Origin of the sequence: Brevundimonas goettingensis, assembly GCF_017487405.1 — a bacterium.
GTDB lineage: Bacteria > Pseudomonadota > Alphaproteobacteria > Caulobacterales > Caulobacteraceae > Brevundimonas > Brevundimonas goettingensis.
Genome location: NZ_CP062222.1, coordinates 1,147,140 through 1,172,381, shown reverse-complemented (window position 1 = coordinate 1,172,381; position 25,242 = coordinate 1,147,140). Strand labels below are relative to the sequence as shown.

At 67.4% G+C, this 25,242-nt stretch carries 26 protein-coding genes and 4 tRNA genes; 6 read left to right on the top strand and 24 right to left on the bottom strand.

All coding sequences use genetic code 11. The features are described from left to right. Window positions 1-51: 51 nt before the first annotated feature. The 4 genes from IFJ75_RS05845 to IFJ75_RS05830 all read right to left on the bottom strand — a co-directional run bounded on the left by IFJ75_RS05845 (window position 52) and on the right by IFJ75_RS05830 (window position 4,789). Window positions 52-1,305 (bottom strand): class I SAM-dependent methyltransferase, encoded by a 1,254-nt coding sequence (locus tag IFJ75_RS05845; protein ID WP_207931682.1) that lies wholly within the window; start codon window positions 1,303-1,305, stop codon window positions 52-54. A gap of 78 nt (window positions 1,306-1,383) precedes the next feature. Then, window positions 1,384-2,940 (bottom strand): arylsulfatase, encoded by a 1,557-nt coding sequence (locus tag IFJ75_RS05840; RefSeq protein WP_207931681.1) that lies wholly within the window; start codon window positions 2,938-2,940, stop codon window positions 1,384-1,386. A gap of 458 nt (window positions 2,941-3,398) precedes the next feature. Next, window positions 3,399-4,268, bottom strand: a complete 870-nt coding sequence (locus IFJ75_RS05835) for an NAD(P)-dependent oxidoreductase (RefSeq protein WP_207931680.1) — start codon at window positions 4,266-4,268, stop codon at window positions 3,399-3,401. After that, on the bottom strand, window positions 4,265-4,789 hold the full coding sequence (locus IFJ75_RS05830; RefSeq protein WP_207931679.1) for a flavin reductase family protein: 525 nt from the start codon (window positions 4,787-4,789) through the stop codon (window positions 4,265-4,267). The genes IFJ75_RS05835 and IFJ75_RS05830 overlap by 4 nt, the downstream gene beginning before the upstream one ends. A 100-nt stretch (window positions 4,790-4,889) precedes the next feature. Here IFJ75_RS05830 and IFJ75_RS05825 point away from each other — a divergent pair, with 100 nt between their 5' ends. Continuing rightward, a complete protein-coding gene (locus IFJ75_RS05825) occupies window positions 4,890-5,795 on the top strand; it encodes a flagellar motor protein MotB (RefSeq protein ID WP_207931678.1) in 906 nt (301 codons plus the stop codon). A 132-nt stretch (window positions 5,796-5,927) separates the two neighbouring features. Then, a complete protein-coding gene (locus IFJ75_RS05820; protein WP_207931677.1) occupies window positions 5,928-6,665 on the top strand; it encodes an arginyltransferase in 738 nt (245 codons plus the stop codon). 177 nt (window positions 6,666-6,842) lie between these two features. On the opposite strand, the gene IFJ75_RS05815 is transcribed toward IFJ75_RS05820, so the two are convergent. Both IFJ75_RS05815 and IFJ75_RS05810 read right to left on the bottom strand, forming a co-directional pair. Next, window positions 6,843-7,874 carry a M48 family metallopeptidase gene (locus tag IFJ75_RS05815; RefSeq protein WP_207931676.1) on the bottom strand — a complete coding sequence of 344 codons (1,032 nt, stop codon included), beginning with the start codon at window positions 7,872-7,874 and terminating at the stop codon, window positions 6,843-6,845. Between the two features lie 11 nt (window positions 7,875-7,885). Next, window positions 7,886-8,455, bottom strand: coding sequence for a LemA family protein (locus IFJ75_RS05810; protein ID WP_207931675.1), 570 nt, complete (start codon window positions 8,453-8,455; stop codon window positions 7,886-7,888). Between the two features lie 109 nt (window positions 8,456-8,564). Between IFJ75_RS05810 and sseA the strand changes: the two genes are divergently transcribed. Further along, window positions 8,565-9,401, top strand: coding sequence for a 3-mercaptopyruvate sulfurtransferase (sseA, locus tag IFJ75_RS05805; protein ID WP_207931674.1), 837 nt, complete (start codon window positions 8,565-8,567; stop codon window positions 9,399-9,401). On the opposite strand, the gene IFJ75_RS05800 is transcribed toward sseA, so the two are convergent. Together IFJ75_RS05800 and IFJ75_RS05795 are read right to left on the bottom strand one after the other, a co-directional pair. Then, the gene (locus IFJ75_RS05800; protein ID WP_207931673.1) at window positions 9,398-10,717 is read right to left on the bottom strand and encodes a dicarboxylate/amino acid:cation symporter; all 1,320 of its coding nucleotides are present in this window, start codon (window positions 10,715-10,717) and stop codon (window positions 9,398-9,400) included. The genes sseA and IFJ75_RS05800 overlap by 4 nt on opposite strands. A gap of 51 nt (window positions 10,718-10,768) precedes the next feature. Then, window positions 10,769-11,893 carry an amino acid ABC transporter substrate-binding protein gene (locus IFJ75_RS05795; protein ID WP_225897013.1) on the bottom strand — a complete coding sequence of 375 codons (1,125 nt, stop codon included), beginning with the start codon at window positions 11,891-11,893 and terminating at the stop codon, window positions 10,769-10,771. Between the two features lie 81 nt (window positions 11,894-11,974). On the opposite strand from IFJ75_RS05795, the gene metC reads away from it, so the two are divergent. Then, window positions 11,975-13,150: a cystathionine beta-lyase gene (metC, locus tag IFJ75_RS05790; RefSeq protein ID WP_207931672.1), complete on the top strand. Its 1,176-nt coding sequence runs from the start codon at window positions 11,975-11,977 to the stop codon at window positions 13,148-13,150. A gap of 10 nt (window positions 13,151-13,160) precedes the next feature. On the opposite strand, the gene IFJ75_RS05785 is transcribed toward metC, so the two are convergent. The 11 genes from IFJ75_RS05785 to IFJ75_RS05735 all read right to left on the bottom strand — a co-directional run bounded on the left by IFJ75_RS05785 (window position 13,161) and on the right by IFJ75_RS05735 (window position 19,157). Further along, window positions 13,161-13,424: a hypothetical protein gene (locus IFJ75_RS05785; protein WP_207931671.1), complete on the bottom strand. Its 264-nt coding sequence runs from the start codon at window positions 13,422-13,424 to the stop codon at window positions 13,161-13,163. A gap of 42 nt (window positions 13,425-13,466) precedes the next feature. Further along, window positions 13,467-13,543, bottom strand: a tRNA-Arg gene (locus IFJ75_RS05780). Between the two features lie 140 nt (window positions 13,544-13,683). Next, window positions 13,684-13,989 (bottom strand): ETC complex I subunit, encoded by a 306-nt coding sequence (locus IFJ75_RS05775; RefSeq protein ID WP_207931670.1) that lies wholly within the window; start codon window positions 13,987-13,989, stop codon window positions 13,684-13,686. 121 nt (window positions 13,990-14,110) lie between these two features. Continuing rightward, window positions 14,111-14,187: transfer RNA gene (locus tag IFJ75_RS05770), tRNA-Pro, on the bottom strand. A gap of 82 nt (window positions 14,188-14,269) precedes the next feature. Continuing rightward, window positions 14,270-14,743 (bottom strand): DUF192 domain-containing protein, encoded by a 474-nt coding sequence (locus tag IFJ75_RS05765; protein WP_207931669.1) that lies wholly within the window; start codon window positions 14,741-14,743, stop codon window positions 14,270-14,272. 25 nt (window positions 14,744-14,768) lie between these two features. Then, the gene (locus tag IFJ75_RS05760) at window positions 14,769-15,338 is read right to left on the bottom strand and encodes a cold-shock protein (RefSeq protein WP_207932489.1); all 570 of its coding nucleotides are present in this window, start codon (window positions 15,336-15,338) and stop codon (window positions 14,769-14,771) included. A gap of 196 nt (window positions 15,339-15,534) precedes the next feature. Continuing rightward, a tRNA-Glu gene (locus IFJ75_RS05755) sits at window positions 15,535-15,609 on the bottom strand. 49 nt (window positions 15,610-15,658) lie between these two features. Next, window positions 15,659-15,733, bottom strand: a tRNA-Glu gene (locus IFJ75_RS05750). Between the two features lie 66 nt (window positions 15,734-15,799). After that, window positions 15,800-17,629 carry a single-stranded-DNA-specific exonuclease RecJ gene (recJ, locus tag IFJ75_RS05745; protein WP_207931668.1) on the bottom strand — a complete coding sequence of 610 codons (1,830 nt, stop codon included), beginning with the start codon at window positions 17,627-17,629 and terminating at the stop codon, window positions 15,800-15,802. After that, window positions 17,629-18,636 carry a class II fructose-bisphosphatase gene (gene glpX / locus IFJ75_RS05740; protein ID WP_207931667.1) on the bottom strand — a complete coding sequence of 336 codons (1,008 nt, stop codon included), beginning with the start codon at window positions 18,634-18,636 and terminating at the stop codon, window positions 17,629-17,631. The genes recJ and glpX overlap by 1 nt, the downstream gene beginning before the upstream one ends. Window positions 18,637-18,707: 71 nt before the next feature. Further along, a complete protein-coding gene (locus IFJ75_RS05735; protein ID WP_225897012.1) occupies window positions 18,708-19,157 on the bottom strand; it encodes a hypothetical protein in 450 nt (149 codons plus the stop codon). A 121-nt stretch (window positions 19,158-19,278) separates the two neighbouring features. Here IFJ75_RS05735 and phaC point away from each other — a divergent pair, with 121 nt between their 5' ends. Next, window positions 19,279-21,273, top strand: a complete 1,995-nt coding sequence (phaC, locus tag IFJ75_RS05730) for a class I poly(R)-hydroxyalkanoic acid synthase (protein WP_207931666.1) — start codon at window positions 19,279-19,281, stop codon at window positions 21,271-21,273. Then, window positions 21,270-21,653: a hypothetical protein gene (locus tag IFJ75_RS05725; protein WP_207931665.1), complete on the top strand. Its 384-nt coding sequence runs from the start codon at window positions 21,270-21,272 to the stop codon at window positions 21,651-21,653. Before phaC ends, IFJ75_RS05725 begins: the two co-directional genes overlap by 4 nt. Here IFJ75_RS05725 and msrB read toward each other — a convergent pair whose 3' ends face one another. The 5 genes from msrB to IFJ75_RS05700 all read right to left on the bottom strand — a co-directional run bounded on the left by msrB (window position 21,654) and on the right by IFJ75_RS05700 (window position 25,223). Beyond that, on the bottom strand, window positions 21,654-22,154 hold the full coding sequence (gene msrB / locus IFJ75_RS05720; protein WP_207931664.1) for a peptide-methionine (R)-S-oxide reductase MsrB: 501 nt from the start codon (window positions 22,152-22,154) through the stop codon (window positions 21,654-21,656). A gap of 41 nt (window positions 22,155-22,195) precedes the next feature. Further along, window positions 22,196-23,137: an N-acetyl-gamma-glutamyl-phosphate reductase gene (gene argC / locus IFJ75_RS05715; protein ID WP_263973024.1), complete on the bottom strand. Its 942-nt coding sequence runs from the start codon at window positions 23,135-23,137 to the stop codon at window positions 22,196-22,198. 86 nt (window positions 23,138-23,223) lie between these two features. Continuing rightward, on the bottom strand, window positions 23,224-23,712 hold the full coding sequence (gene rpsI, locus IFJ75_RS05710) for a 30S ribosomal protein S9 (protein ID WP_207931663.1): 489 nt from the start codon (window positions 23,710-23,712) through the stop codon (window positions 23,224-23,226). Between the two features lie 2 nt (window positions 23,713-23,714). Further along, a complete protein-coding gene (gene rplM / locus IFJ75_RS05705; RefSeq protein WP_207931662.1) occupies window positions 23,715-24,191 on the bottom strand; it encodes a 50S ribosomal protein L13 in 477 nt (158 codons plus the stop codon). Between the two features lie 243 nt (window positions 24,192-24,434). Further along, window positions 24,435-25,223: a MerR family transcriptional regulator gene (locus IFJ75_RS05700; RefSeq protein ID WP_207931661.1), complete on the bottom strand. Its 789-nt coding sequence runs from the start codon at window positions 25,221-25,223 to the stop codon at window positions 24,435-24,437. Window positions 25,224-25,242 lie beyond the last annotated feature (19 nt).

The following is a 25,242-nucleotide window of genomic DNA, read 5'->3' as shown; positions in this document are numbered from 1 at the left end:
CTCGCGGCGACAAGGCGACGCTCTCACGACATCGGAACCGCGACAGTCGGGTCAAACCCTCAGCCGCCGCCCGATTCCGCCCGAGATCGGGCCCGAGGCATCGAACACCACCTGGTCATAGGCCCAAAGCGATTTGAAGAACGACCGTGCAGCCTCAGTCGCCGCGGCCCCGACACGTTCGATGACTTCGCCGATCGTTCGGTCGCCATCGATGGCGTCGAACAGCGCCTTTTCGGTCGAGCCGATCGGCAGAATCAGGTCGTGGAACCAATGATTCCGGTTGAACAGCAGGCCGACAGCCCCCGGCGGAAGGCGCTCGGCGACACAGGCGGTGGAGGGAAGCCGGATCGGCACATAGCCCTTCCAGCACTCGCCCCCGAGGTCGATTGGCGCTCCCCCGGTCTCGTCGTCCCGGCGAACGACGAGGCTATGCGTCGCCATCGCCCCGCGCCACAGCTCCATTGCCGCATATTGCGCGGCCGGATCGAGCTTGCCGATCCGCTCTGCGTGCGCCGTCTGCGCGATTGCCCCGCACTGAGGCAGATAGGGCGCCTGCCGATACCAGCGAACGAAGGACAGGCCATTGGCGGCGAGCGCCTCGAACAGTTGCGGCACGCTATACGCCCGGTCGCGCGGATTGAGCAGTGCATCGGCGAGCGCGTCGGGATCGAGGAAGTCGCTCGACTGCTCCATTACGGGCCGCAGCGGATGCTGCCAGGGAAGCGCCTCGACCGCCTCGACCAGCTCGGCGATCTCGCCGCGCGAGGCGCCGATGCCCAGCCTGCGGCAATAGTCCTGCAGCAGGTAGATGCCGGTACGCCCATAGGGCGCATAGAGCATCAGGTAGAGCACCCCTCCGGGCTTCAGCACCGAACGTAGCGCGCGAAGTCCTGCCTCGGGATCGGCCAGGTGATGGAGCACGCCGGTGCAAACGACGAGATCGAAGCGTCGGCCGAGTTCCCCCGCATCCTCGATCGCGCGCAGCTCGGTTTCAAGATTGTCGAGCTTGTACTTGTGCTTGAGCGCCTGCGTCTCCTTGAGGCTTGCCTCGCTGACGTCGATCCCGGTAACGCGCGCTTCCGGACGGGTGGCCGCATGCCTCGCCGCCTGCGATGTGCCACAACCTGCGACGAGAATGTCGATATCCGCGCGATAGGGCCGGTCGGGCCAGAACTGGTGGTAGTCGGCCCTCGCGCGGTTCGGCTCGCGCCACTGCGCACGCGCGCGCTCGAGATCGGCGACCGGCGGCGGATAGGGATGGGCGTTGTAGAAGGTGTGGATCGGGTCGGCTGCTGTCCGGTTCAAAGAAAATCGCTCCCCAAAGCGAACGGGCCGGCCCCTTGCGGGTCCGGCCCATCCTTGTTTTTGGCTGTTACCAGGCGCTCAGTTGCTGCTGGCGCCCGCATTCTCCAGCTTTGCCATCGCCTTTTCGAGCACCTTATGTACGCTCAACGAGTCAGAGCCTTGGCGCGGCGGATAGTCCATGATGCTCTTCATCTGCGCGGCAATATAGGGAGTCGCAGCGGTCGGAGCCCACAGCTTGGAGGCCACGAACTTGCGGCCGATATAGCCCCACTCCTCGCTCTCCGGATCCATCTTCTCAAGCGGATCCATGCGCAAGTTGAAGATATAGGGCACCGAAGGCCAGTACTTCTCGTTCCACCAGCTGCCTTCCTTCTTGACGCCGATGTGCATCTTCCAGTTGCCCACGCGGACCGCCGTCAGGTCGGTTTCGTCATAATAGAAATAGGCACTACGGGCCGAGACATCAGTCTTGCCGGTCCACACATCCATCTGGTTGAAGCCATCGAGGTGCACCTTGTAGGTGATCTCGCTCTTGCCAAGCTTGGTGCCCTTGAGCAGCTTTTCCTTGATGTCGGTCAGACCGGCCGCCGCTGCCAGGGTGACATAGACGTCCTCATGGCTTTGCAGGGCGTTGCTCTTGCTGCCGGCCGGAATGGTTCCGGGCCAACGAGCAAGCATCGGCACGCGCACGCCACCTTCCCAGGTCGTGCCCTTCTCGCCGCGGAACGGTGCATAGCCGCCGTCGGGCCACATCATCAGTTCATTGCCGTTGTCGGTCGAATAGATGACGATGGTGTCGTCGGTGAGATTGTTGTCGTCCAGCCACTTAAGCAACACGCCGATCTGCTCGTCATGTTCCAGCATCTTGGCTCGGACCAAATCTTCCTCGGCGCGGCCTTCGTCTGCCGCCATCTGCTTGTACTTCTGCTGCGGGTGCGACCAGATGTGGATCGCGGTGGTGTTGAACCAGCAGAAGAACGGACCATCCTTGTTGCGGCCGAGCCAGTCGAGTGTCTTGTCCAGCACCTCGCCGTCGAACGTTTCCATCCGCTTGCGTGTCAGCGGACCGGTATTCTCGACCTTCTGCTTGCCGCGCCGGCCGAACACACCATCTTCGGTGTCGTCATCGACGTCGGTCGCCCAGGCATGCATGACACCGCGCGGGGCGTATTTCTTCTTGTACTCGGGGTCCTTCTGACCCGGATAGTCAAGCTGTTCGGGCTCTTCCTCGGCATTGAGGTGGTAGAGGTTGCCGAACCATTCGTCGAAGCCATGGACGGTCGGCAGGAACTCGTTGCGGTCGCCCAGATGATTCTTGCCGAACTGGCCGGTCTTGTAGCCGGCCTCCTTGAGCACTTCGGCGAGCGTCGGATCTTCCTTCTGCAGGCCGAGTGCCGATCCGGGAATGCCGATCGTGGTCATGCCGGAGCGGAGCGGGATCTGGCCGGTGATGAAGGCGGCGCGGCCGGCAGTGCAACTCGGCTGGCCATAGTGATCGGTGAAGAGCATGCCTTCCTTGGCGATGCGATCGATGTTGGGCGTGTCGCCCATCATGCCGTGAGTGTAGGCGCCGACATTCCACATGCCGATGTCGTCGCCCCAGATCACCAGAATATTCGGTTTCTTGTCCGCCATCACACGTCTCCATGATTGCCGGGCACGGGGAAGGCTCGGCTTCATGAAACAGGAAAGCACGCCGGCCCTGACGGGGAAGTCGGGTCAAACCCCCAGCCACCCGTCCGATTCGACCTGAGCCCCCGCGCCCTTGCGTCGCACGGGTCACATCCGGAGCTCGGCTCACATATTCCGGCGCCACTGCCCATTGAAATCATGAAGGCTTTCGCGAGAGTTCGCCAATCGGTTCAGCAGACCTTGAGGCCGTGCGAAACTGCGCCGCGGTCTTTGACATCCGGCGCCCCGCCCCACGGCCCGCGCCCTCATCCCATGCACGCCGCCTGCACGCGCGCAAAACGGAGCGCAACGCACAGCGCTCAACTGATGATTTAAATTCAGCACCTTAAGGCCTGATCCTCAGGTCAAACCTGAACCATTGCACTTTTTGCACCCACTTTTTTCGAGTGCAAAACGCGCCCTCAGGGCTCCAGCCGGGCCTTCAGGCTGGAGGTGTCCCAGCGCCGCCCGCCCAGCTTCTGGACGTCGGCATAGAACTGGTCGACCAGGGCGGTCAGGGACACCGTGGCCCCGTTGGCCCGGGCCTCGTCCAGCACCAGACCCAGGTCCTTGCGCATCCAGTCGACGGCGAAGCCGAAGTCGAACTTCCCTTCCGCCGCCGTCTTCCAGCGGTTGTCCATCTGCCAGCTCTGGGCCGCGCCCTTTGACACGGCCTGATAGACGGCGTCGGTGTCCAGCCCCGCCGTCTTGGCGAAGTGAATGGCCTCGGCCAGGCCCTGGACCACGCCCGCGATGGCGATCTGGTTGACCATCTTGGTCAGCTGGCCGGCGCCCGACGGCCCCATGTGCTGGATCGCCTTGGAGTAGGCCATGACGGCGCTCTCAACCCTCGCGAGGGCCCCGGCGTCGCCGCCCGCCATGACGCTCAGCTGGCCGTTCTCGGCGCCCGCCTGACCGCCGGACACGGGGGCGTCGATGAAGAAGCGGCCGCTCCCGGCCGCCAGTTCGGCCATCTCGCGGGCCACCTTGGCCGAGGTCGTGGTGTGGTCCACGACCACCGCCCCCTCGGCCAGGTGCGGCAGGGCCTCGGTCACCACCGCCCGCACGTCGTCGTCATTGCCGACGCACAGGACGAACAGCTCGACGCCCTTCACGGCCTCGGCCACCGTCGCGCCCACCCTTGCCTGACCAGCCTTGCCCCCGTTCGCCTCGGCCCAGGCGACAGCCTTGGCGGGCGAGCGGTTGTAGCCCGTGACCTCGTGGCCGGCGTTCAACAGGTGGCGCGCCATCGGGGCGCCCATGACGCCCAGTCCGGCGAAGGCGATCTTCATTCTGTCGGCTCCGATGCGGCGCCGTAGCGACCGCGGAAGAAGGTCAGGGCCTCCAGCCCGCTCTCTGGGCCGCCCGCGTCGTGGAAGGCCTCGACCTTGCCGACGATGATCAGATGGTCGCCCATCTGGATCCGGTCATGCGTCGAACACTCGAACCGCACCAGGGCCTCGGGCAGGCAGGGCGCGCCGTCGTCGGCGGGGCGGACGAACTCCCCCTCCCCCAGCAGCGAGACGCCCTTGGCGAACCGGCTGGCCAGCGGCTTGTCGGTCGAGGGCAGGACGTGGATGGCGAACCGCTCGGCGGCGGCGAACACCGGCCAGCGGTCCGACCGCTCGTCCAGGCACCACAGCACCAGTCGCGGCGTCAGCGAGACGGAGGTAAAGGAGTTGACGGTGATCCCCAACGGCCCGGCCGGGCTGTCGGCGGTCACGACGCACACCCCGGTCGCGAAGGCGCCCAGCGCCCTGCGATAGGCGGCGGTGTCGCGGGCGAGATCGTCGGGCAAGGGTTCGAGGGTCACGATCCCGACCTAAAGGAGGCCGCCGGATCGAGCAAATGGGAAACGCGGCGTTAACCCTGAACCGTCACCCTGTGGGCCTGTTCTCCCCAAGGTCCCTTGCATGTCATCCGCCGGCGATCGTCCGATCCTGATCAAGAAGATCAAGAAGGTGTCCGGCGGCGGGCACCACGGCGGCGCCTGGAAGGTCGCCTACGCCGACTTCGTGACCGCGATGATGGCCTTCTTCCTGCTGATGTGGCTGATCAACACGACCGACCCGGAGCAGAAGCGCGGCATCGCCGAGTACTTCGCCCCGGCCAGCGTCTCGGACAGCACCTCCGGCTCGGGCGGCCTGCTTGGCGGCACGGCCCTCGGTCAGGACGGCTCCAAGGCCGCCGGCTCGATGTCGGTCACCCAGCAACTTGCGCCCCAGGCGCCGCCGGACGCCCCGCCGGACTCTGGCTCCAGCCCCAATGTCGCCTCCGCCAGCGACGCGGCCCTGGCGGCCGAGGTCTCCCGCCGCGAGGCCCAGGAGTTCCAGAGCGCCGCCGAAAGCCTGCGTCAGGCCATGCAGCGCATGCCCGAGCTGGCCGAGCTGTCCAAGCAGCTGATCATCGACCAGACGCCCGAGGGCCTGCGTATCCAGCTGGTCGATCAGGAAGGCCGGTCCATGTTCGACCAGAACTCGGCCCGCCCCAACGCCCGCGCCCAGGTCCTGCTGCGCGCCGTGGCCCAGGTGATCAACCGCCTGCCCAACCGTATCGCGATCAGCGGCCATACCTCCTCGGTCGCCGGCTCGGGCCGCGCCTCGACCGCCGCCGACTGGCCCCTGTCGGCCAACCGCGCCGACGCCTCGCGGTCCATCCTGCAACAGGCCGGCGTCGATCCCGACCGGGTCTACTCCGTCGCGGGCAAGGCCGGCTCCGACCCTCTGTACCCGGACGATCCCTCGCTGGCGGGCAACCGTCGCATCGCCATCGTCCTGCTGCGCGAGGCCCCGGTCCTGCCCATGGACACCAGCCTGTGATCCAGACCGGGGTATCGGAGCCACTCCTGTGTGGCGCGAACGCCCTTGCGATCTGGCCACGAAGCGCGCCAAATCAGGCCATGAACGGTCAGGCGTCACACTGTTGGCAAGATCGGGTGCGGACCTAGGCCCGTGACCCAGCATATCCCGACCCGTCAGCTTCGCTTCTTCATGACCGCGGTCGCGCCCTGCCCCTACCTGCCCGGCATGACCGAGCGGAAGGTGTTCGCCAACCTGCCCTTCTCGGACGGCGCCCATGTCAATGACGAGCTGACCCACGCGGGCTTCCGGCGCAGCCAGAACATCGCCTACCGCCCGGCCTGCGAGAACTGCGACGCCTGCGTCTCCGTCCGCCTGCCGGTCCCCGAGTTCGCGTTCAGCCGCTCGCAGCGCAAGACCCTGAGCCGCAACGCCGACCTGTCGCGCGCCCTGGTCGAGGCCGAGGCCACGATCGAGCAGTTCGACCTGCTCAAACGCTACCTCGCCCACCGCCACCCCGGCGGCGGCATGACGGACATGACCTGGGCCGACTATGTCGCCATGGTCGAGGACACGGCGGTCCGCACCCACCTCATTGAGTACCGCACGGTCTCGCCCGACGGCGGCCCCGGCGATCTGGTCGCTGTCACCCTCGCCGACCTGCTCTCGGACGGCCTGTCCATGGTCTACAGCTTCTTCGATCCGGAGCTTGAGCGCCGCTCGCTCGGCGTCTTCGCCATCCTCGACCACGTGCGTCAGGCCCGGGCCGTGAACCTGCCCTTCGTCTACCTCGGCTACTGGGTCCAGGGCTCGACCAAGATGGACTACAAGGCCAACTTCCGCCCCATGGAAGTCCTGCGCCACCAAGGCTGGATGCGGCTGGAAGACTGATCCTTCCGCTCCCTCTCCTGGCGGGAGAGGGAGGCCGCGCACGGCGGCCTTGGCCGTCGTCCTGGCGCGGCCGGGTGAGGGGTTGGCGTATCCGACTTTCGCCGCCAGCCCCCCACCCTTTCGCCTGGCCGATCGCTTCGCTCCCGGAGGCTCAAGCCCTCTCCCGCCGGGAGAGGGTCAGGAGATGGGAACAGACGTCCCATACCGGGTCGCCGGCACGGCGGCTCCATAGTCCGGCGGCGGCAGGTCGCGCCCGCCCGCATACTTCACCAGCGCCGCGATCCGCTTCTCGATCGAAGGGTGGGTGGCGAACAGGCTGTCGATGCCCTCCTTGTCGGGCTGGTTGTCCAGGAACATGCCCTGGACCTCGTCGGGCGCCTTGACGGTCGAGTGTCCCTCGATCTTGCGCAGGGCCGAGATCATGGCGTCGGGGTTCCTGGTCAGGTCGACCGAGCCGGCGTCGGCGACATACTCCCGCGTCCGCGACAGCATCAGCCGGATCACGATCGCCAGCCCATAGCCGACCGCCGCGATGACCAGACCGATCAGGATCAGCGGCCCGGCGTTCCTGTTGTCCCTGCGGCTTCCTCCGCGGACATAGAACATCGACCTCAGGACAAGTTGGGCCACCACGCTGATGATCCCGGCGAAGATGGACGCGACGACCATCGTCCGCACGTCCTTGTTGATGACGTGGGTCAGCTCATGGGCCAGCACGGCCTCGACCTCGTCGCGGTCCAGCACGTTCAGCAGCCCCCGGGTGACGGTGACGCTGTACTGCCCCTCGTGCAGGCCCGAGGCATAGGCGTTCATCGCGTCGGTCTCGATGATCCGCAGCGTCGGGGTCTTGAGCCCGCGCGAGATCGCCAGGTTCTCCAGCAGGTTATAGAGCTCGGGCATGTCGCGGCGCTCGACCTTGGTCGCGCCGGTCATGGCGTCGATGATGGCCTGGTTGCCGAACCAGGCGATGACGAACCAGACGCCCGCCACGACGATGGCCAGCGGGATGGTCGCCCCCAGCATGGAGACCGCATAGGCCAGGTCGTCGCCCAGCCCCCGCCCGGAGTTGGGGAGCAGGCCCAGCCCCATGGCGATCAGCTGGACGCCGAAGATCAGCCCGACCAGCAGGACCGGGAACATCGCCAGCAGGATGACCGACCGGGTGTTGTTGGCCCAGATGTGGGTCTGCAGACCGACCGCGCCGCCCATCTATCGAGGCCTCAGAACTTCACCGTCGGCGGGGCGGCGTTCATCGTGGCGCGCTCGGTCGCGTCCACGGCGAAGAAGGGCTTGTCCGCGCCGAAGCCGAACATCCCGGCGATCAGGACGGTCGGGAACTGGGCCCGCACGGCGTTGAACTCGGCGACGGCGTTGTTGAAGAAGCGGCGCGCGGCGGCCAGCTTGTTCTCGATGTCCGACAGCTCGCGCTGCAGCTCCAGGAAGTTGGTGTTGGCCTTGAGGTCCGGATAGGCCTCCGACACGGCGAACAGACGCCCCAGCGCCCCGGTCATCATGTTGTCGGCGGCGACCTTCTCATTAACCGTGGTGGCCCCGGCGGCGGCCGCGCGGGCCGCGGTGACGGCCTCCAGCGTGCCGCTCTCGTGCGAGGCATAGCCCTTCACCGTCTCGACCAGGTTGGGGATCAGGTCGTTGCGCTGCTTCAGCTGGACGTCGATGTCCGCGAACGACTGGTCCGCCTTCTGGTTCAGCGCCACCAGCCGGTTGTAGGACCCGATGATCACGAAGCCGATCACGGCGATGATGACGACGACGACGACGATGCCCAGCATGGAGTTCTCCTTCGATGGCCCCCCGAGTATCGCGCGCGGCCCGGGCGGCGGATAGTGAAATCGGCGTCACCCGATAGTGATGGAGCAGGAGAAGGGCTATCTCCGATCCATGACCCAACCCTCCCCCCTCATCTCCACCGCCGACCTCGCCGCCCGCCTCGGCGATCCGTCGCTCAGGATCATCGACGCCAGCTGGCATCTGGACGGGCGTGACGCCTCGGCCGAGCACCTTGAGGCCCGCATCCCCGGCGCCGTCTGGTTCGATCTGGAAGGGGTCTCGGACCATTCCAGCCCCCTGCCCCATATGCTGCCGACGCCGGACGCCTTCGCCGAGGCCGCGGGCGCTCTGGGCGTGTCGGAGGGCGACACGGTGGTGGTCTATGACACGGCGGGCCTGTTCTCGGCGCCGCGCGTCTGGTGGACCTTCCGGCTGATGGGGGCGAAGGACGTGCGGGTGCTGGACGGCGGCCTGCCGCGTTGGACCGCCGAGGGCCGCACAGTCGAGAGCGGCGCCGCGACCGCGCCGACGCCTGCCCTGTTCACCGCCACGCCCCGCACCGGCGACGTCGCCGACCTGCCCACGGTGCTGGCCGCCCTGACGGGCGACGCCCAGATCGTCGACGCCCGCCCCGAAGCCCGCTTCCGGGGCGAGGCTGCCGAGCCGCGTCCGGGCCTGCGCTCCGGCCATATGCCCGGGGCGCTCAACCTGTCCTTCAAGACCCTGCTGGCAGAGGACGGGCTGATGCTGCGCGGCGAGGCCCTGTCGGCCCGGTTCGCAGACGTCGGCCTCGACCTTGAGGGCCCCATCATCACCAGTTGCGGCTCGGGCGTCTCGGCCGCCATCCTGACCCTGGCTCTCGCAGAGTTGGGCCGCGACAGCGCCGTCTACGACGGCTCCTGGGCCGAATGGGGCGGTCGCGACGACACGCCGGTGGTGGTCGGTTAGGCCCCGACCGGCTCCGGCTCTTCCGCATCGGCCGCGACCGAGTCGTCGCTCTCGCCGCGCGAGACCACCGTGGCCAGCACCAGGTCGCCGGTGACGTTCAGCGTCGTGCGGCACATGTCGAGGAAACGGTCGACGCCCAGGATCAGGCCGATACCCTCGGCGGGCACGCCCACCATGACCAGGATCATCGCCACCACCGGCAGCGAACCGGCAGGGACGCCCGCCGTGCCGACGCCGCCGAGGATGCAGACCAGCATGACCAGCACCTGCTGACCGATCGTCAGGTCGATGTGGAAGAACTGGGCCAGGAACAGGACAGTGACGCCCTCGAACAGGGCGGTGCCGTTCTGGTTGGCGGTGGCGCCGACGGTCAGGACGAAGCGGGCGATCTTGCGCGGCAGGCCCAGCTCGGTCTCGGCCGCCTTCAGCGACACCGGCAGGGCGGCGTTGGACGAGGCGGTCGAGAAGGCCACGACCATGGGCTCGCGCACGCCCTTGAAGAATCGGAACGGCGACATGCCGCCGCCGATCCAGACGACCAGCGGATAGACCACGAACATGTGGATCAGCATCGCGCCCACGGCGACCGCCACATAGGCCGCCAGACGCACCAGCAGGTCCCAGCCGAACACGGCGGCCAGCTTGAACATCAGGCAGGCGATGGCCAGCGGGGCCAGTTTGATGAAGAGGTTGATCAGCTTCATCGTGACCTCCAGCAGGCCCTCGATGGTCCGCTGAAGCTGGTCGGTGGCCTTGGACTGCGCCATCACCAGGCCGATGCCGAAGAACAGGGCGAAGATCATCACCGGCAGGATCTGGTTCTCCGACGCCGCCGTGAACACGTTCGAGGGCACCAGATCGAGGAAGAACTGGTCGAACTGGACGCTGGCCGGGGCCTTGTCGACGATGGCCGCCGCGCCCTCTGCGCCTTGCTGCATCAGCTTGGCGGCGACTTCCGGAGCGACGCCGTCGCCGGGGCGGAAGAAGTTGACCATGCCCAGGCCGATGACCACGGCGATGCCCGAGACCACGATGGTCAGCAACAGGGTCTTGATCCCCGCCCGTCCCAGCGACTTCAGATCGCCCATCTCGGCGACCCCGATCACGAGGGCCGAGAACAGCAGGGGGATGACCATCATGAACAGCAGCTTCAGGAACAGCTGGCCGATGGTGCCCGCGACCGCGACGAGCGTCGTCAGCCAGGCGGCTTCGGGGTCGACGTAGAAGTTGGCCGCCAGGCCCCCGGCCAGACCGACCACGAACCCGATCAGCATCAGCCAGTGAAGCGGGATCCCGCCGCGTTTCGTCTCAGTCATTCGTCCCCACGAGGTCGTTGTGTCGGGCGCAGCAACAGCGCCGCAAGGTCATCAGCGGATCGGCAGGCCGTAGATCAGCCCGCCCGGCCGCGCGTTCCATTGTGCATTCAATCCACGGGCAAGGTCGAGGGCCGATTGCGCACCCAGGTTCCGCTCGAAGATCTCGCCGTAGTTGCCGACCCCGACGACGGCGTCCAGCGCCCAGTCCTTCGACAGGCCCAGCCGTTCGCCGAAGTCGCCCTCGACGCCCAGCAGGCGGCGGATGCGCGGGTCGGCGCTGTCCTTGGCGAGCTGCTTCGCATTGGCCTGGGTCACGCCCATCTCCTCGGCCAGGATGACGGCGTTCAGGGTCCAGCGGACCAGGGCCGTCCACTGCTCGTCGCCGCGCCGGACGACCGGACCCAGAGGCTCCTTGGAGACGATGTCGGCGAGAATCGCATGCTGCTGTGGATCGGCCATCGTCGTGCGCGCGGCCGCGAGGGCCGAGATGTCGGCGGTGAAGGCGTCGCAGTCCTCGCGCCCATAGGCCTGCCGCGCCGCCTCCTCGGTCGGCGCCACGACCGGGGTGTATTCGATGCCGCGCGAGCGGAAGTAGTCCTGGGCGTTCAGGGCGCTGGTCGACCCGGCCGCGACGCAGACCCGGGCGCCGTTCAGCTCGGAGGCGCTGTTCAGGTCCAGTGCGCGCCGGACCATGAAGCCCTGGCCGTCGTAATAGTTGATCCCGGCGAAGGTGAACCGGCCGCCGACGTCGCGGTCCATCGTCCAGGAGGTGTTGCGCCACAGGACGTCGATCCGCCCGGCCGCGAGGGCGTCGAAGCGGTTGTCGGCGGTCAGGGGCACGAAGCGCACCTTGTCCGGATCGCCGAAGATGGAAGCCGCCATCACCCGACAGAACTCCACATCGAAGCCGCGCCAGTCGCCGCGGTTGTCGGTATAGGCGAAGCCGACCAGCCCCTGATGGACGCCGCAGTTCAGATAGCCGCGCCTCTGCACCGCCTTCAGGGTCGGACTCTCGGCCTTGACCACGCCCGCCTTGGGCAAGGCGCCCGTGTCGGCGACATCGGCGGGACCCGGGTTGGTCCGCTTCTCGCCACACCCCGCCACGGAGCCCGCAAGCGTCAGGAGGGCCAGACCCATCAGGGCCAGACGTCGTCCCGGGCTCGCGGTCTTCAGCATAGGGGGGCCTCTTGTCCTGCGTGATCCTTTTAGAGGCCTTCGGGCCTTGATCCGCAACCCGTCGAAGGCCATCGAAAGCGGATGAAGACGCCTTCCGACCGCACCCGACTGATCGCCGGCGCCACCCAGAGGGGACGCGGGCGCCGACCCGTCAATCCGCCGGTGGAGCGCGCCTCCACCATGCTCAGCGATCGCGCCGATCAGATGCGCGACGAAAGCCTCGGCCCCGTCTACGGCCTGGCCGGAACCACCGCCGCGCGGGAGCTGCGCACGGCTCTTGCGGGGCTGGAAGGCGCGGCCGAGAGCTGGATCGTCCCATCGGGCCTCGCGGCCGTAACCGTGCCGCTGCTGGCGGTGGCCCGGCCGGGCGACGAGATCATCGCCTCCGACGCCGTCTATGGCCCCAGCCGTCGCTTCCTGTCGCGCTGGATGACCGCCCGGGGCGTCAGCGTGCGCTTCCATGCCGCGGAGGCGAGCGCCGAAGAAGTCGCCGGGCTGATCGGCGAGACCACCCGCGCCGTCCTGATCGAATCGCCGGCCTCCCTGACCATGGACATGCTGGACGCCCCGGCCCTGGCCGCCGCCGCGCGGGCGAAAGGCGTGATCAGCATCATGGACAACACCTGGGGCGCCGGGCTGGCTTTCAAGCCGCTGAGGCATGGCGTCGATATCAGCGTCCAGGCCGTGACCAAATACGCCGCGGGCCACTCCGACCTGCTTATGGGGGCCATCGCCACGAACGACGCCGCCTTGGGCCGGGCCATCGACGGCACGATCGAGGACGTGGGCTGGCACGTCTCGCCCGACGATGCCTGGCTGGCCCTGCGCGGCCTGCGCACCCTGCCCTTGCGGATGACCGAACAGGCCCGGTCGGCGCTGGAGATCACGACCTGGCTGGGGCAGCAGCCCGAGGTGGCGCGCGTCCTCTACCCGCCCCTGCCTTCCGACCCCGGCCATGCCCTGTGGGCCCGCGACTATTCGGGCGCGGCCTCCCTGTTCGGGTTGGAGATGAAGGGCGGCACGACCGAGGCCGGACGCGCCTTCCTCGACGCGCTCAGCCTGTTCGGTCTGGGCTATTCCTGGGGCGGCTATGAGAGCCTGGCCACGCACGAGACGCACCAGATGGCCTACCGCCAGTCGCCCGCGCGCCTGGCCGGCGAACTGCTGCGGTTCCACGTCGGCTTGGAGGATCCGGCCGACCTGATCGCGGATCTGGATATCGGCCTCGCCGCCTGGCGCAAGGCCCTGAAGGCCTGAAGAGCCTGGCCTAGTTGGCGCGCAGCTCGGGCATCAGGCCGAACACGACCTCGCGCATGTTCGACTGGGGCGGGGCCATGGCGCGCAGGAAGTTGACCGTGTTGCCGGCGGCGCCCTCAAAGGCGAAATGGGTGTTGGTGAAGCGGCAGTTGATGAAGTTGGGCGGCGTGCCGCCTTCATAGAGCAAGCGGGCGTCGACGAACTCGCAATCGCGGAAGGTGGCGCCGTCCAAGCGGATGATGCCCTTCAGCGTCTGGTTCTTCGTCTCGGCCATGCCGGCCTCCTGAACGGGCGGCCCGACGGCCGCATTGAAAACTGGCGCGCCCAGCAGGACTCGAACCTGCAACATCCCGCTTAGAAGGCGGGTGCTCTATCCGGTTGAGCTATGGGCGCCGGGTTAAGCCGTGAGGCCTGTGGTTGAAGTAGCGCTACGCGCCGTCGCCGCAAGGAGAATCCGGCTCAAGTAGCGCGAACGCGCGGTAGCCGAACGCAGAATGTGGCTCAAGTAGCCCGAAGTGCGGTAGCCACAACGATCAGTGCGTCCAGGACTGCTTGCGGTTGGTGGCGAAGTTGTCGGCGTAGGCCTTGAGGATCAGCGGCGGCTCCTGCGGCGTGTGCAGGCGGAACGGGATGCCGTAGCGGTCAGCGTAGGCGACGGCCTCTTCCTGGGTCTCGAAGGTCAGGCGGACCTGACCGTTCATGTCCGACGAGCCGATCCAGCCCATCAGGGGATCGGTGGTGCGCGCCGACGCCGGTTCGAACTCCAGCCGCCAGTCCTTCGACTTGGCCTTGCCCGACTGCATCGCGGTCTTGGCGGGGCGGTAGATGCGGGCCAGCATGGGCGGAGACTCTCGACAGGGAAGCGTTGTGAAGGCGTCTTATACCGCGTCGCAGCGAGGCGTCGAGGGCTCAAGCAGCGAGCGACCACGTCGCGAGCGGTAGCCTCTTCAAAAGGATGATTGGTCGGAGTGAGAGGATTCGAACCTCCGACCCTCTGGTCCCAAACCAGATGCGCTACCAGGCTGCGCTACACTCCGGCGGCGGGATTTGGCACACTCGGCGCCGCACCGCAAACGCGAACCGGCCCAGAGGCGCAGAAAGCTGACGCAGATAGCGGCCTCAGTTGTGGAAGAAGGGGTGGCGAACGACGTCGCCGGCCTTGGCGCCGATCTCCCCCATCCGGCCCGCACGGACCTCCAGCACGCCCTTGGCCGCACCGTTGGAGCTGAGCACCGCTTCCGAGAAGGGGGTGGCGTGCGAGGCGATGGAGACGATGTGGCCGTCTTCCGAGATGTAGACGATGTCCAGCGAGCTGGGGGTGTTCTTCATCCAGAAGCCCTGCTCGGCCGCGACCTCGAACTCGAACAGCATGCCGCGGTCCGCTTCAAGCGGCTGGCGGAACATCAGGCCGCGCTGGCGCTCGGCCTCGTCGTCGGCGATCTCGACCATGAAGGCGTGTTCGCCGGTCGCGGTGACCACGGTCAGGGGTTCCAGCGGACGGCCGGCCGAATCAACCGGGCCCTTCGTGCCCTGGGCGCAGGCGGCCAGGACCAGGAACAGGCCAGAAACGACAAATCGACGCGTGAAGCTCATGGGTACGCCCTCCAGGGGGCGAACCTTAGCCGCCCGGTTTGATCTCGGCCACCACCAGTCCCTTGGGACCTTCGGCGAACACCACCCGGACCGTCTCGCCCGGGACCAGATCGTCCAGGCCGAAGCGCCGCAGGGTCTCGATATGGACGAAGATATCGCCCGGGTCATTGGCGCGCACCACGAAACCATAGCCCTTGGTGCGATTGAACCATTTGACGGTGGCGGATTCCATCTCGCCGGCGGCGACGGAGGTCTCGGCGCGCGGCTGGACGCCGCGGCTGTCAGCGCGCAGGCCGTCATAGCCGGTGCGGCGTGGCGGGGCGACCTGCGCATCGCCCGCGCCGAGTTCGTGGACGAGCACGACCTGCCAGCCCTTGGCCCGGCGTGCGCAGTCAAAGGTGATCGACGCGCCCTCGCCCGCGGTCTCGTGGCCGCAGTCCCGCAGGCAGCTCACGTGCAGCAGCACGTCCTTGGCATCGGTCCGTTCAGGCTCGTCAGGCACGATGAAGCCGTAGCCCTTGCCCGGATCGAACCATTTCACCCGGCCGGTGATCCGGACCACGTCCGGCGCCTCCAGCCCCTCGTAATCAGACACAGTCACTTCCCCCTGTCCGCACCTCCTGCGGAACGGCGTACGTTTACCACGGTTCTGTGAACGAGAGAAAAGACAAAAACGCACGTTTCGCGCGCGTCAGGGGAATTTAGGGCAAGACATTTGCTGAAAAGACACGACTTTCCCGCTTCCGCGCAAAAACGGTCACTTTTCGTCAGGATGTCGGGGAAGATCCCGCTGGCAGTCCCTAGGGGAGTCGAACCCCTCTCTTCAGGTTGAAAACCTGACGTCCTAACCGATAGACGAAGGGACCGCTGTGCGAGAGCAGTCGATGTATTGCCGCCGATTTCCGGAGGTCCGCGTGGCAGTCCCTAGGGGAGTCGAACCCCTCTCTTCAGGTTGAAAACCTGACGTCCTAACCGATAGACGAAGGGACCGCTGCGCGAGAGCGGGCGATATAGCCGCCGATTCCGGGGGGCGCAACACCAAATCGACGATTGTTTTCAGGACGCCATTCGAGGGTCGGCGACGTCCTCGATTTCGAACTGGACGCCACGGCGGCCGTTCCAGTCGTCCGCCTTCAGACGACCCGCGACGCTCAGGCCGCCCTGCCCGGCCAGCAGCGCCTTGCCGAGCGGCAGATCGGCGCAGCGCCAGGCGATGGCCTTGACCGAGGCGCCGTCCGGTCCAACCAGGCGACAGCGCACATGGCCGCCATTCATGGCCACCGGCTCGCGCGCCTGCACCCCGGCCAAGGCGAACAGGGGCTCGGGGTTGGCGGGGCCGAAGGGAGCCAGTTGCTCGAAGGTCTCGAACAGGGCGCGGGTCGCGCCGCCGGGCTCGATCAGGGCGTCGATCTCGACCCGGTCCAGAACCTCGGCCTCGACCTGTTCGCCCGACAGGCGGTCGTTGAGGAAGTCGCGAAGCGCGTCGATGCCGTCGGTCTTCACCGTCAGCCCCGCCGCCATGGCGTGTCCGCCACCGGCGATCAGCAGGCCCTCGTTCCAGGCGGCCTGGATGGCGCGGCCCAGGTTCATGCCGGGCTGGGACCGACCCGAGCCCTTGCCGATGCCGTTCACGGCGTCGACGCCGATGACGATGACGGGCTTCCTCCAGCGTTCGCGCAGACGGCCCGCGACGATGCCGACCACGCCCGGGTGCCAGTCGTCGCCCGCGATGACGACCACCGCCGAGCCGTCGTCGTGGGCCTTGGTCTGTTCGACGCGGCGCGTGGCCTCTTCGGTGACCAGACGTTCGATCTCGCGACGGCCGATGTTGAGGGCGTGCAGCTCTTCGGCGATGACCCGCGCCTCCTCCGGGTCGTCGGTCGACAGCAGGCGGGCGCCGAGGTCCGACTTGCCGATCCGGCCGCCCGCATTGATGCGCGGCCCCAGGATGAAGCCTGCGTGATTGGTCTTGGCGGGGCCTTCCTCGGCCTTGGCGGCGGCCAGCAGGGCCTTGAGGCCGGGGTTCTTCCAGTCCGACATGACGCGCAGGCCAAGGCCCGTGAGCGCGCGGTTGAAGCCGGTCAGGCCGGTGACGTCGCAAACCGCGCCCATGGCGGCCAGATCCAGCCACTGGCGGATGTCGGGCTGGTCGCGCCCCCCGTTTTCAGCGGAGAACAGCCCCCTCGCCCGCGCCTCGCGGTTCAGGGCGGCCAGAAGCACGAAGACCACCCCGGCGGCGGCCAGATTGCCCTGACCCGAATTGTCGCCCGGCCGGTTCGGATTGACGACCGCCAGACACTGCGGCGGCTCCTCGCGCATCATATGGTGGTCGATGACCACGACGTTCAAACCGATGGCGCCGGCATGGGCCACCGCCTCATTGGCCGCCGCGCCGCAGTCGACGGTGATGACCAGATCGGCGCCCGAGGCCTTGAGCGTGTCAAAGGCCTTCGCGCTGGGGCCGTAGCCCTCGGTCAGGCGGTCGGGGACATAGATGGGCAGATCCGCGCCCATGGCCCGGAACCAGCGCACCAGCAAGGCCGCGCTGGACGCGCCGTCCACATCATAGTCGGCGAAGACGTGGATGCTCGATCCGGCCGTCAGGGCGTCGAGGATGGCCGAGGCGGCAGCGTCCATGTCCATGAAGCTGGACGGATCGGGAAACAGGGCCTTGAGTGTGGGTGTCAGGAAGTCCGCCCCCTGATCGGCCCGGACCCCGCGCGAGGCCAGGGCCCGGGCCAGGGGCTCGTCGAGGCCAAGGGCTTGCATATGGGCGCGGGTGACCGAGGGCTCGGCCGGACGCTGCCGCCAGGCCCGTCCCGACAGCGAGCGAGACACGTCGAGGAACTGGCTGATGCCGCCGGAAGGGATACCCCCGTCAGCCATTACAACGGCCGCGTCGTGCGGATGCGGCGCACGGTGTGGGTCGAGGAATCCATCACCACCGTATGGGTGCTGACCAGGCCGCGCTCGATCTTGACCCCGTCCAGCAGGGCGCCGCCAGTCACGCCGGTGGCGGCGAAGACGGCGTCGGTCGCGACGATCTCATGCAGGTCGTATTTGCGGTTCAGGTCGGTGATGCCGATCCGGTGGGCGCGGGCCCGTTCGTCGTCGTTGCGGAACACCAGCCGCCCCTGGAAGTGGCCGCCGACGCATTTCAGCGCCGAGGCCGCCAGCACGCCTTCCGGCGCCCCGCCCGAGCCCAGATAGAGGTCGATTCCGGTCGCGGGGTCCGTCGTATGGATGACGCCCGCCACATCGCCGTCGCCGATCAGCATGACCTTGACCCCGACCTCGCGCAGGGCCGCGATCAGTTCGGAGTGGCGCGGCCGGTCCATGACGCAGACGGTGATGTCGCGCGGATCGACGCCCTTGGCCGAGGCCAGGGAGCGCACATTCTCGGCCGGGCTCATATCGAGATCGACGGTGCCGGGCGCATAGCCGGGGCCGATGGCGATCTTGTCCATATAGGTGTCGGGCGCGTGCAGCATGCCGCCCCCGGCCGACATGGACAGGACGCACAGGGCGCCCGGCATGGCCTTGGCCGTCAGGGTGGTGCCTTCCAGCGGATCGAGGGCGATGTCGACGGCGGGGCCGCGGCCCGTGCCGACCGCCTCGCCGATATAGAGCATGGGCGCCTCGTCACGCTCGCCCTCGCCGATGACGATCAGGCCGTCGATCTCCAACTGGTTCAGCTGGGTGCGCATGGCGTCGACGGCCAGCTGGTCGGCCTGCATCTCGTCGCCCCGGCCGATCTGGGCGAAGGAGGCGACAGCGGCGGCCTCGGTCACGCGCACGGCGTCGGCGGCGAGGCTGGAAAACGGGATTTCGGTGGTCGTCACCTTGCGGCGCTCATCGAGCGGCCGGGTGTCGAAGGGGGCCGTATCGGCCATTGCGTGTCTCCTTGAGGAGCATGATCCCCGGATTCTTGGGTCCGGGCGAGACTAACTTCAGTCCGTGACGGCTATTGGGGCGCCGGCTGGGGTTGTGGCGTGGACGTGCGGCCGACCGGCGGCGGAGCCTTGGCGCGGTCGCGCAGGGACTGGGCATAGGCGTCCAGCTCGGCAGCCGTGCGGGCGGCGTCGGGCGAAACGGGCGTCGCGGCGACGCGGGCGGCGACCTCGCGCTCCAAAGCAGCCGGGTCGCTGTTCTGCCACTGCAGGGTCGAGACCTCATTGGCCAGGGCGCCGCCGGTCGCGCGCAAGGTATTGACCTGCTGGGCCACCTGGGCCGCGGGCGGCACGGGCTCGGACGAGCGCGGGAAGTCCTCCCAGCGCGGATAGGTGCGATTGGCGTCGACCAGGGCCTGGACGCGCGGGGCCAGCGGCGAACTGGCGTCCGTTTCCGGGTCGAAGGAGCCGACGCAGGCGGACAGGCCCGAGGCCATTCCCAGGACCGCGCCGGCCATAAGCATCGGCCGCATCATCTTTTTCACAACGCGAGCGTTCATTTCAGAGCCGGTCATATGCCATGATCGCATTCGGCGGAAGGGCGGCGTGCAGTCCCCCACGCCGGGAAACGCCGAAGGACCCCTGATGGCCAAGCGACCGACCAAGGCTTCCAAGACCGAAACGCCCGTCGCCGCGCCCAGAAAGGCCGGTCGCCCGACCTCCGCCAAGCCGCCGCGCCCCCGCGCGAAGAAGGCTGCCGACGCCGCTGTTGAGCCCGTCGTAGAGGCCGCCGCCCCTTCCCCGCCTGAGCCGAACTCTGAACCGAAGCCCGAAGCCGAGACCGCCAATCCCTTCGTCATGCCGGGCGCCGAGCAGATGCAGGCGCTGGAAACCCTGTCGATCAACATCGCCCGGGCCGCCATGACCGCCCAGTCGGCCATCGCCGAGGCCGCCCTGAGCCAGGCCGACCGCCCCGCCGCCCTGTCGCCCGATCCCTTCAACGTCGGCCCCGCCATGACCAGCGTCATGACCAGCCTGGCCGCCCGCCCAGACAAGCTGTTCAGCGCCCAGGCCGATCTGTTCAGCCGCTATATGGACCTGTGGGCCACGACCAGTCGCCGCGCGGCGGGCGAGACGGTCGCCCCCTCGGCCGGCGACCGGCCCGACAAGCGGTTCAAGGACCCGGCCTGGTCCGAGAACCCGATGTTCGACATGATGCGCCAGTCCTATCTGGTCACCTCGGACTGGATGAACGGCCTGATCGCCTCGGTCGAGGACGTCGATCCGATGACGCGCCGCCGGGCCGAGTTCTTCACCAAGCTGCTGACCGACGCCTTCTCGCCGTCCAACTTCCTCGCCTCCAACCCGGCGGCGCTCAAGGCCATGGCCGAGACCAACGGCGAATCCCTGGTCAGGGGGATGCAGAATTTCGCCGCCGACCTGGAGCGCGGCGCGGGCAAGCTGGCCATCAGCCAGGCCGACTACGGCAAGTTCGTCGTCGGCGAGAACGTCGCCACCGCCCCGGGCCAGGTCGTCTGGCGCGACGAGCTGTTCGAACTGCTCCAGTTCGACGCCGCGACGGACCAGCAGTACGCCGTGCCCCTGCTGATCTTCCCGCCGTGGATCAACAAATTCTACATCATGGACCTGCAGCCGGCGAACTCGCTGATCCGCTGGCTGTCGGCCCAAGGCTTCACCGTCTTCGTCTGTTCCTGGGTCAATCCGGATCAGGACAAGGCCGGGTTCGGCTTCGACGAGTACCTCGACAAGGGCATCTATCGCGCCGTCGAGAAGGTGCTGGAGCAGACGGGCTCGAAGACGCTGAACACCGTCGGCTATTGCATCGGCGGCACCCTGATGGGGGCGGCCCTGGCCCATATGGCCGCGAAGAAGGACAAACGCGTCGCCGCCACCACCTTCTTCGCCGCCCAGCACGATTTCGAGGAGGCCGGCGATCTGCTGCTCTTCACCGATGAGCATTGGCTGAGCTCGATCGAGCAGCAGATGGACGAGGCCGGCGGGGTCCTGCCCGGCGCGGCCATGGCCGAGACCTTCAACGCCCTGCGCGCCAACGACCTGATCTGGTCGTTCTTCGTCTCGAACTATCTGATGGGCAAGTCGCCGGCGGCCTTCGACCTGCTGTTCTGGAACGCCGACCAGACGCGGATGCCCAAGGCCCTGCACATGGACTATCTGCGCTCGATGTACGGCCAGAACCTCCTGGCAAAGGGGGAGTTTGGGATCGGCGGCCTCAAGGTCGACCTCGGCGACGTGACCATCCCCCTCTATTTCGTGGCCAGCCGAGAGGACCACATCGCCCCGATGAACTCGGTCTATCGCTCGGCGCGAGCGTTCCGGAACGCCGACGTCACCCTGACCCTGGGCGGTTCGGGCCATATCGCCGGGATCATCAATCCGCCGGCGGCGAAGAAGTACCAGCACTGGACCAACACTGCCCTGCCCGCGACCCTGGCCGAATGGCAGGCGGGGGCGCAGGAACATCCCGGCAGCTGGTGGAACCACTGGGCTGCGTGGCTTAAGGAGCGGTCGGGCGAACAGATTCCGGCGCGCGATCCCGCCAAGGGGCCGCTCAAGCCCCTCGAGCCGACGCCCGGCGCCTATGTGAAAGTGAAGTCTTGAAGCGTATCGAACCGAACGTCCTGCTGGCCATCAGCACGACCATCTCCCTGCTCCTGTTGCTGCTGACCGCGGTCGTCTACGGCGAGCTCGGCGCCGCGGGCGAAATCAAATACCCGCTGATGGCCGCGATCTGCATCGTCGGCTACGTCTTCGGCAACGCCCTGATGCAGCGCCAGCTGAAGCGGACGACGCCGCCGATGATCCACGCCGACAAGCCCTCGACGGCGGCCATGGCCGGGGTCTTCCCGCTGGTCGTCATGCTGCTGGCCGCCGTGCCAGTGTTCTGGTCCGGCCACGACTACGGCCTGTTCGTGATCATCGCCTCGGTGATGACCGGCGCGACGATCGAGTCCGCCCTCAAAGCCCGCAGCTGGCAGTGATCAGCCGGGCTTAAAGGTCAGCGCGACACCGTTGTTGCAGTAGCGTTTTCCGGTCGGCAGCGGGCCGTCATCGAAGACATGGCCTTGGTGCCCCAGGCAGCGGGCGCAGTGATACTCCGTACGCGGAAAGCCGATGGCGAAGTCGCTCTTCGAGCCGATGTTGGCCGGGTTGACGCGATAGAAGCTGGGCCAGCCGGTGCCTGAATCGAACTTCCACGCCGACAGGAACAGCGGCAGCTCACAGGCCTTGCAGACGAAGGTGCCGGGCCGATGCTCGTCATTCAGCGGGCTGGTGAACGGCCGCTCGGTCGCCTCGTGGCGCATGACATCGTAGCTGAGGCCCGGCAGGCGGGCGCGCCACTGGGCGTCGGTCGTCTGGCGGAACGGCGAGGACGCGAAGGCGTCGGCCGCCTGGGCCTTGCCCGACAGGGCCACGCTGAGAGACAGGGCGCCGGCGCCCATCAGCAGCGAACGGCGCGGGATCTGGATCGACTGGGTCATGATCCGAAGTACGCCGCCGATACGCGAAAGGTTTCAAGGCGTCAGGAAAGCCCCGTCGCCTCGTCCAGACCCAGCATGATGTTCAGGTTCTGCACCGCCGCGCCCGAGGCGCCCTTGCCGAGGTTGTCCAGCAGGGCGACCAGACGCGCCTGATGGCCGTGACGGTCGCCGAAGACGTGCAGGCGCATGCGATTGGTGCCGTTCAGCCCCTCCGGGTCGATGCCGGTCATGGCCTCGGTCGTCTCCAGGTCCGCGACCTCGACGAAACGCTGGCCGGCATAGGCCTCGACCAGGGCGCCATGGATGACCTCGACCGAGGTCGCCGGCAGGGCCGACAGCTGCAGCGGGATCTCGACCAGCATGCCCTGGCGATAGGTCCCGACGGCGGGAGCGAACAGGACGTCGTTGGCCAGCCCCGTGTGCTGCGTCATCTCCGGCACATGCTTGTGGTGCAGGTTCAGGCCATAGGCGCGGAAGGCGAGCGCCTTGTCCTTATCGGGACCTTCGAACTCGGCGATCATCGACTTGCCGCCGCCGGAATAGCCCGAGACAGCGTTGACGGTGACGAAGCTGGAGGCCGGAACGATGCCCGCCTTCACCAAAGGCCGCATCAGGCCGATGAAGCCCGTCGGATAGCAGCCGGGATTGCTGACCCGCGTCGAGACGGCGATGGCCGCCCGCTGACCCGCATCCATCTCCGCGAAGCCATAGGTCCAGCCCTCGGCGACCCGGAAGGCGGTGGAGGCGTCGATGACCCGGGTCGTGGTGTTGTCGATCATCGCGACGGCTTCCTTCGCCGCCTCGTCGGGCAGGCACAGGATCACCGCATCGGCCGCGTTCAACGCCTCGCGCCGCGCCGCCGGGTCTTTCCGCAGGTCGCCGGTCAGGGAGATGAACTCCAGATCCGCGCGACCTTCCAGACGCTGCCGGATCTCCAGCCCCGTGGTGCCGGCCTCGCCGTCGATGAAGATCGTGTGGGTCATCTGATGCTCCTGATGGAACAGGCAAAGAAAAAGGGCGCTCCGGTTTCCCGAAGCGCCCCGTTTCGTAATCGCTTTCGCGAAACGGCTTAACGCTTCGAGAACTGGAAGGAACGGCGAGCCTTGGCGCGGCCGTACTTCTTGCGCTCGACGACGCGGCTGTCGCGGGTCAGGAAGCCGTGCGGCTTCAGGACCGGGCGCAGGGCCGGTTCATAATGCGTCAGGGCGTGCGACAGGCCGTGGCGGATGGCGCCGGCCTGGCCGGACAGGCCCGAACCTTCGACGGTGCAGACGACGTCGAACTGGGTCTCACGACCGCAGACGACCAGCGGCTGGGCGATCATCATGCGCAGGATTTCGCGAGCGAAATACTGCATCTGATCCTTGCCGTTGATCGTGAACTTGCCGGTGCCGGGCTTGACCCAGACGCGGGCGATCGCGTTCTTGCGCTTGCCGGTCGAATAGGCGCGGCCTTGGGCGTCGATCTTCTGGACGTGTTCCGGAGCGGCCTCGGCCGTGGCGGACAGACCCTTCAGGGCGTCGAAACCGGTGGCGGTGTCTTGAGTGACGTCGGTCATGCTCAGATGCTCCGGGTGTTCTTGGCCGAGCGGCCGGCGAAGTCGATGGTTTCGGGCTGCTGGGCGTCGTGGTCGTGCGCAGCGCCGGCGAACAGGCGCAGGTGCGTCATTTGCGAACGGGCCAGCGGGCTTTCCTTCGGCATCATACGCTCGACAGCCTTCTCCAGAACGCGTTCCGGGAAGCGGCCGCCCAGCACCTTGGCCGGGGTGGTCGACTTCACGCCGCCCGGGTGACCGGTGTGGCGGTAGTAGATCTTGTCGGTGTTCTTCTTGCCGGTGAACACGACCTTGTCGACGTTGGTGACGACGATGTAGTCGCCCGAGTCCACGTGGGGGGTGTAGGTCGGCAGGTGCTTGCCACGCAGGCGCATGGCGATGAAGGTCGCGAGGCGGCCCACGACGACGCCTTCAGCGTCGATATGGATCCACTTCCTCTCGACCTCGGACGGCTTCAAGGCAGCCGTAGTGCTCTTCAGCATTTTCGAGGTTCCTGGGATAGACGAAACGGGTTGGCCCGCTCCAGCAGATGCCGGAACGAACGGAAGGCGCGCTGATAGAGGAAGGGATCACAGGCGTCAATGCGCATTGAACGCATGAATACGCCTTAGATATCTGATTTTATTCGATATTCTGAATGCGGTATTAAAATACCGCACAAATCCACGCCCGAAACCCCCGTTCGGGACCGCCGGATCGCTCCAGCGGCCCCGAAATGCGCCCGATCAGGCCGCCCGGGCGGCATAGGCCTTCATCGCCTCGGCCATCCAGTCGGTGAGCCCCGGCTGGATCGCCTCATAGCGGGCCCGGAAGTCCGGATTGCCCGTATAGAGGTCGGCGAGGCCGGCATAGGCTTCCGGCGTCGGCATGGTCTTCCAGCTGATGCCGACCCAGGCGCGGTGGCGCGACAGGATGGGGTCGAGGGCCGGATTGTCCGCCGCCACTCCCTGCCCCATCGCCTTGCCCAGATCGGCCTCGAGCTCGGCGACCTCGGCCATCCAGTCCTGACGCTCGGCCGGCGACATGGCCTCGACCACCGCCCGGCCCGCCTCGATGCGGGGCCGCGCCTGCTCGCCGTATTTGTCGATAATCCAGGCCTCGTACTCGGCCTGTTTTTCCGGGCTGAAGCCCTCGTAGAGTTGCTTGTCCATGACGGTGTCTCGTCCTTCCAGTTCGGCGATCGTGCGGTCGATCGTCCGGGCCAGTCGGCGATAGCGCTCCGCCTCCGCCTCGATCCGTTCCCGTTGCGCGCGCAGCGCCTCCAGACGGTCGAAGCCGGCGCTGTCCAGCAGGACGCCGATATCGCCCAGGGCGATGCCGAATTCCCGATGGACCAGGATCGACTGCAGTCGCAGCAGTTCCTCGCGTCCGTAGTAGCGATAGCCGTTCTCGCCGACCGACGCGGGCTTCAGCAGGCCGATCTCGTCATAGTGATGCAGCGTCCGGACCGAGGTTCCGGACAACCGCGCCAGCTGGCTGACGGTATAGGTTCTGTGGCGCGCGTCGTTCCGCATGGACGCCTCTATCGGGCCT

What these genes read in the sequence shown, in the direction of transcription:
- IFJ75_RS05835 (WP_207931680.1), bottom strand. Translation starts at nt 4,268, where the DNA reads ATGAAGATCGCCTTCGCCGGACTGGGCGTCATGGGCGCCCCGATGGCG.
- phaC (WP_207931666.1), top strand. Translation starts at nt 19,279, where the DNA reads ATGGCCAAGCGACCGACCAAGGCTTCCAAGACCGAAACGCCCGTCGCC.
- rplM (WP_207931662.1), bottom strand. Translation starts at nt 24,191, where the DNA reads ATGCTGAAGAGCACTACGGCTGCCTTGAAGCCGTCCGAGGTCGAGAGG.
- IFJ75_RS05815 (WP_207931676.1), bottom strand. Translation starts at nt 7,874, where the DNA reads ATGGGCGGCGCGGTCGGTCTGCAGACCCACATCTGGGCCAACAACACC.
- glpX (WP_207931667.1), bottom strand. Translation starts at nt 18,636, where the DNA reads ATGGCCGATACGGCCCCCTTCGACACCCGGCCGCTCGATGAGCGCCGC.
- argC (WP_263973024.1), bottom strand. Translation starts at nt 23,137, where the DNA reads ATGACCCACACGATCTTCATCGACGGCGAGGCCGGCACCACGGGGCTG.
- msrB (WP_207931664.1), bottom strand. Translation starts at nt 22,154, where the DNA reads ATGACCCAGTCGATCCAGATCCCGCGCCGTTCGCTGCTGATGGGCGCC.
- recJ (WP_207931668.1), bottom strand. Translation starts at nt 17,629, where the DNA reads ATGGCTGACGGGGGTATCCCTTCCGGCGGCATCAGCCAGTTCCTCGAC.
- IFJ75_RS05765 (WP_207931669.1), bottom strand. Translation starts at nt 14,743, where the DNA reads ATGAGCTTCACGCGTCGATTTGTCGTTTCTGGCCTGTTCCTGGTCCTG.
- metC (WP_207931672.1), top strand. Translation starts at nt 11,975, where the DNA reads ATGAAGACGCCTTCCGACCGCACCCGACTGATCGCCGGCGCCACCCAG.
- IFJ75_RS05785 (WP_207931671.1), bottom strand. Translation starts at nt 13,424, where the DNA reads ATGGCCGAGACGAAGAACCAGACGCTGAAGGGCATCATCCGCTTGGAC.
- IFJ75_RS05825 (WP_207931678.1), top strand. Translation starts at nt 4,890, where the DNA reads ATGTCATCCGCCGGCGATCGTCCGATCCTGATCAAGAAGATCAAGAAG.
- IFJ75_RS05735 (WP_225897012.1), bottom strand. Translation starts at nt 19,157, where the DNA reads ATGCTTATGGCCGGCGCGGTCCTGGGAATGGCCTCGGGCCTGTCCGCC.
- rpsI (WP_207931663.1), bottom strand. Translation starts at nt 23,712, where the DNA reads ATGACCGACGTCACTCAAGACACCGCCACCGGTTTCGACGCCCTGAAG.
- IFJ75_RS05840 (WP_207931681.1), bottom strand. Translation starts at nt 2,940, where the DNA reads ATGGCGGACAAGAAACCGAATATTCTGGTGATCTGGGGCGACGACATC.
- IFJ75_RS05795 (WP_225897013.1), bottom strand. Translation starts at nt 11,893, where the DNA reads ATGCTGAAGACCGCGAGCCCGGGACGACGTCTGGCCCTGATGGGTCTG.
- IFJ75_RS05810 (WP_207931675.1), bottom strand. Translation starts at nt 8,455, where the DNA reads ATGCTGGGCATCGTCGTCGTCGTCGTCATCATCGCCGTGATCGGCTTC.
- IFJ75_RS05700 (WP_207931661.1), bottom strand. Translation starts at nt 25,223, where the DNA reads ATGCGGAACGACGCGCGCCACAGAACCTATACCGTCAGCCAGCTGGCG.
- sseA (WP_207931674.1), top strand. Translation starts at nt 8,565, where the DNA reads ATGACCCAACCCTCCCCCCTCATCTCCACCGCCGACCTCGCCGCCCGC.
- IFJ75_RS05800 (WP_207931673.1), bottom strand. Translation starts at nt 10,717, where the DNA reads ATGACTGAGACGAAACGCGGCGGGATCCCGCTTCACTGGCTGATGCTG.
- IFJ75_RS05775 (WP_207931670.1), bottom strand. Translation starts at nt 13,989, where the DNA reads ATGCTGGCCCGCATCTACCGCCCCGCCAAGACCGCGATGCAGTCGGGC.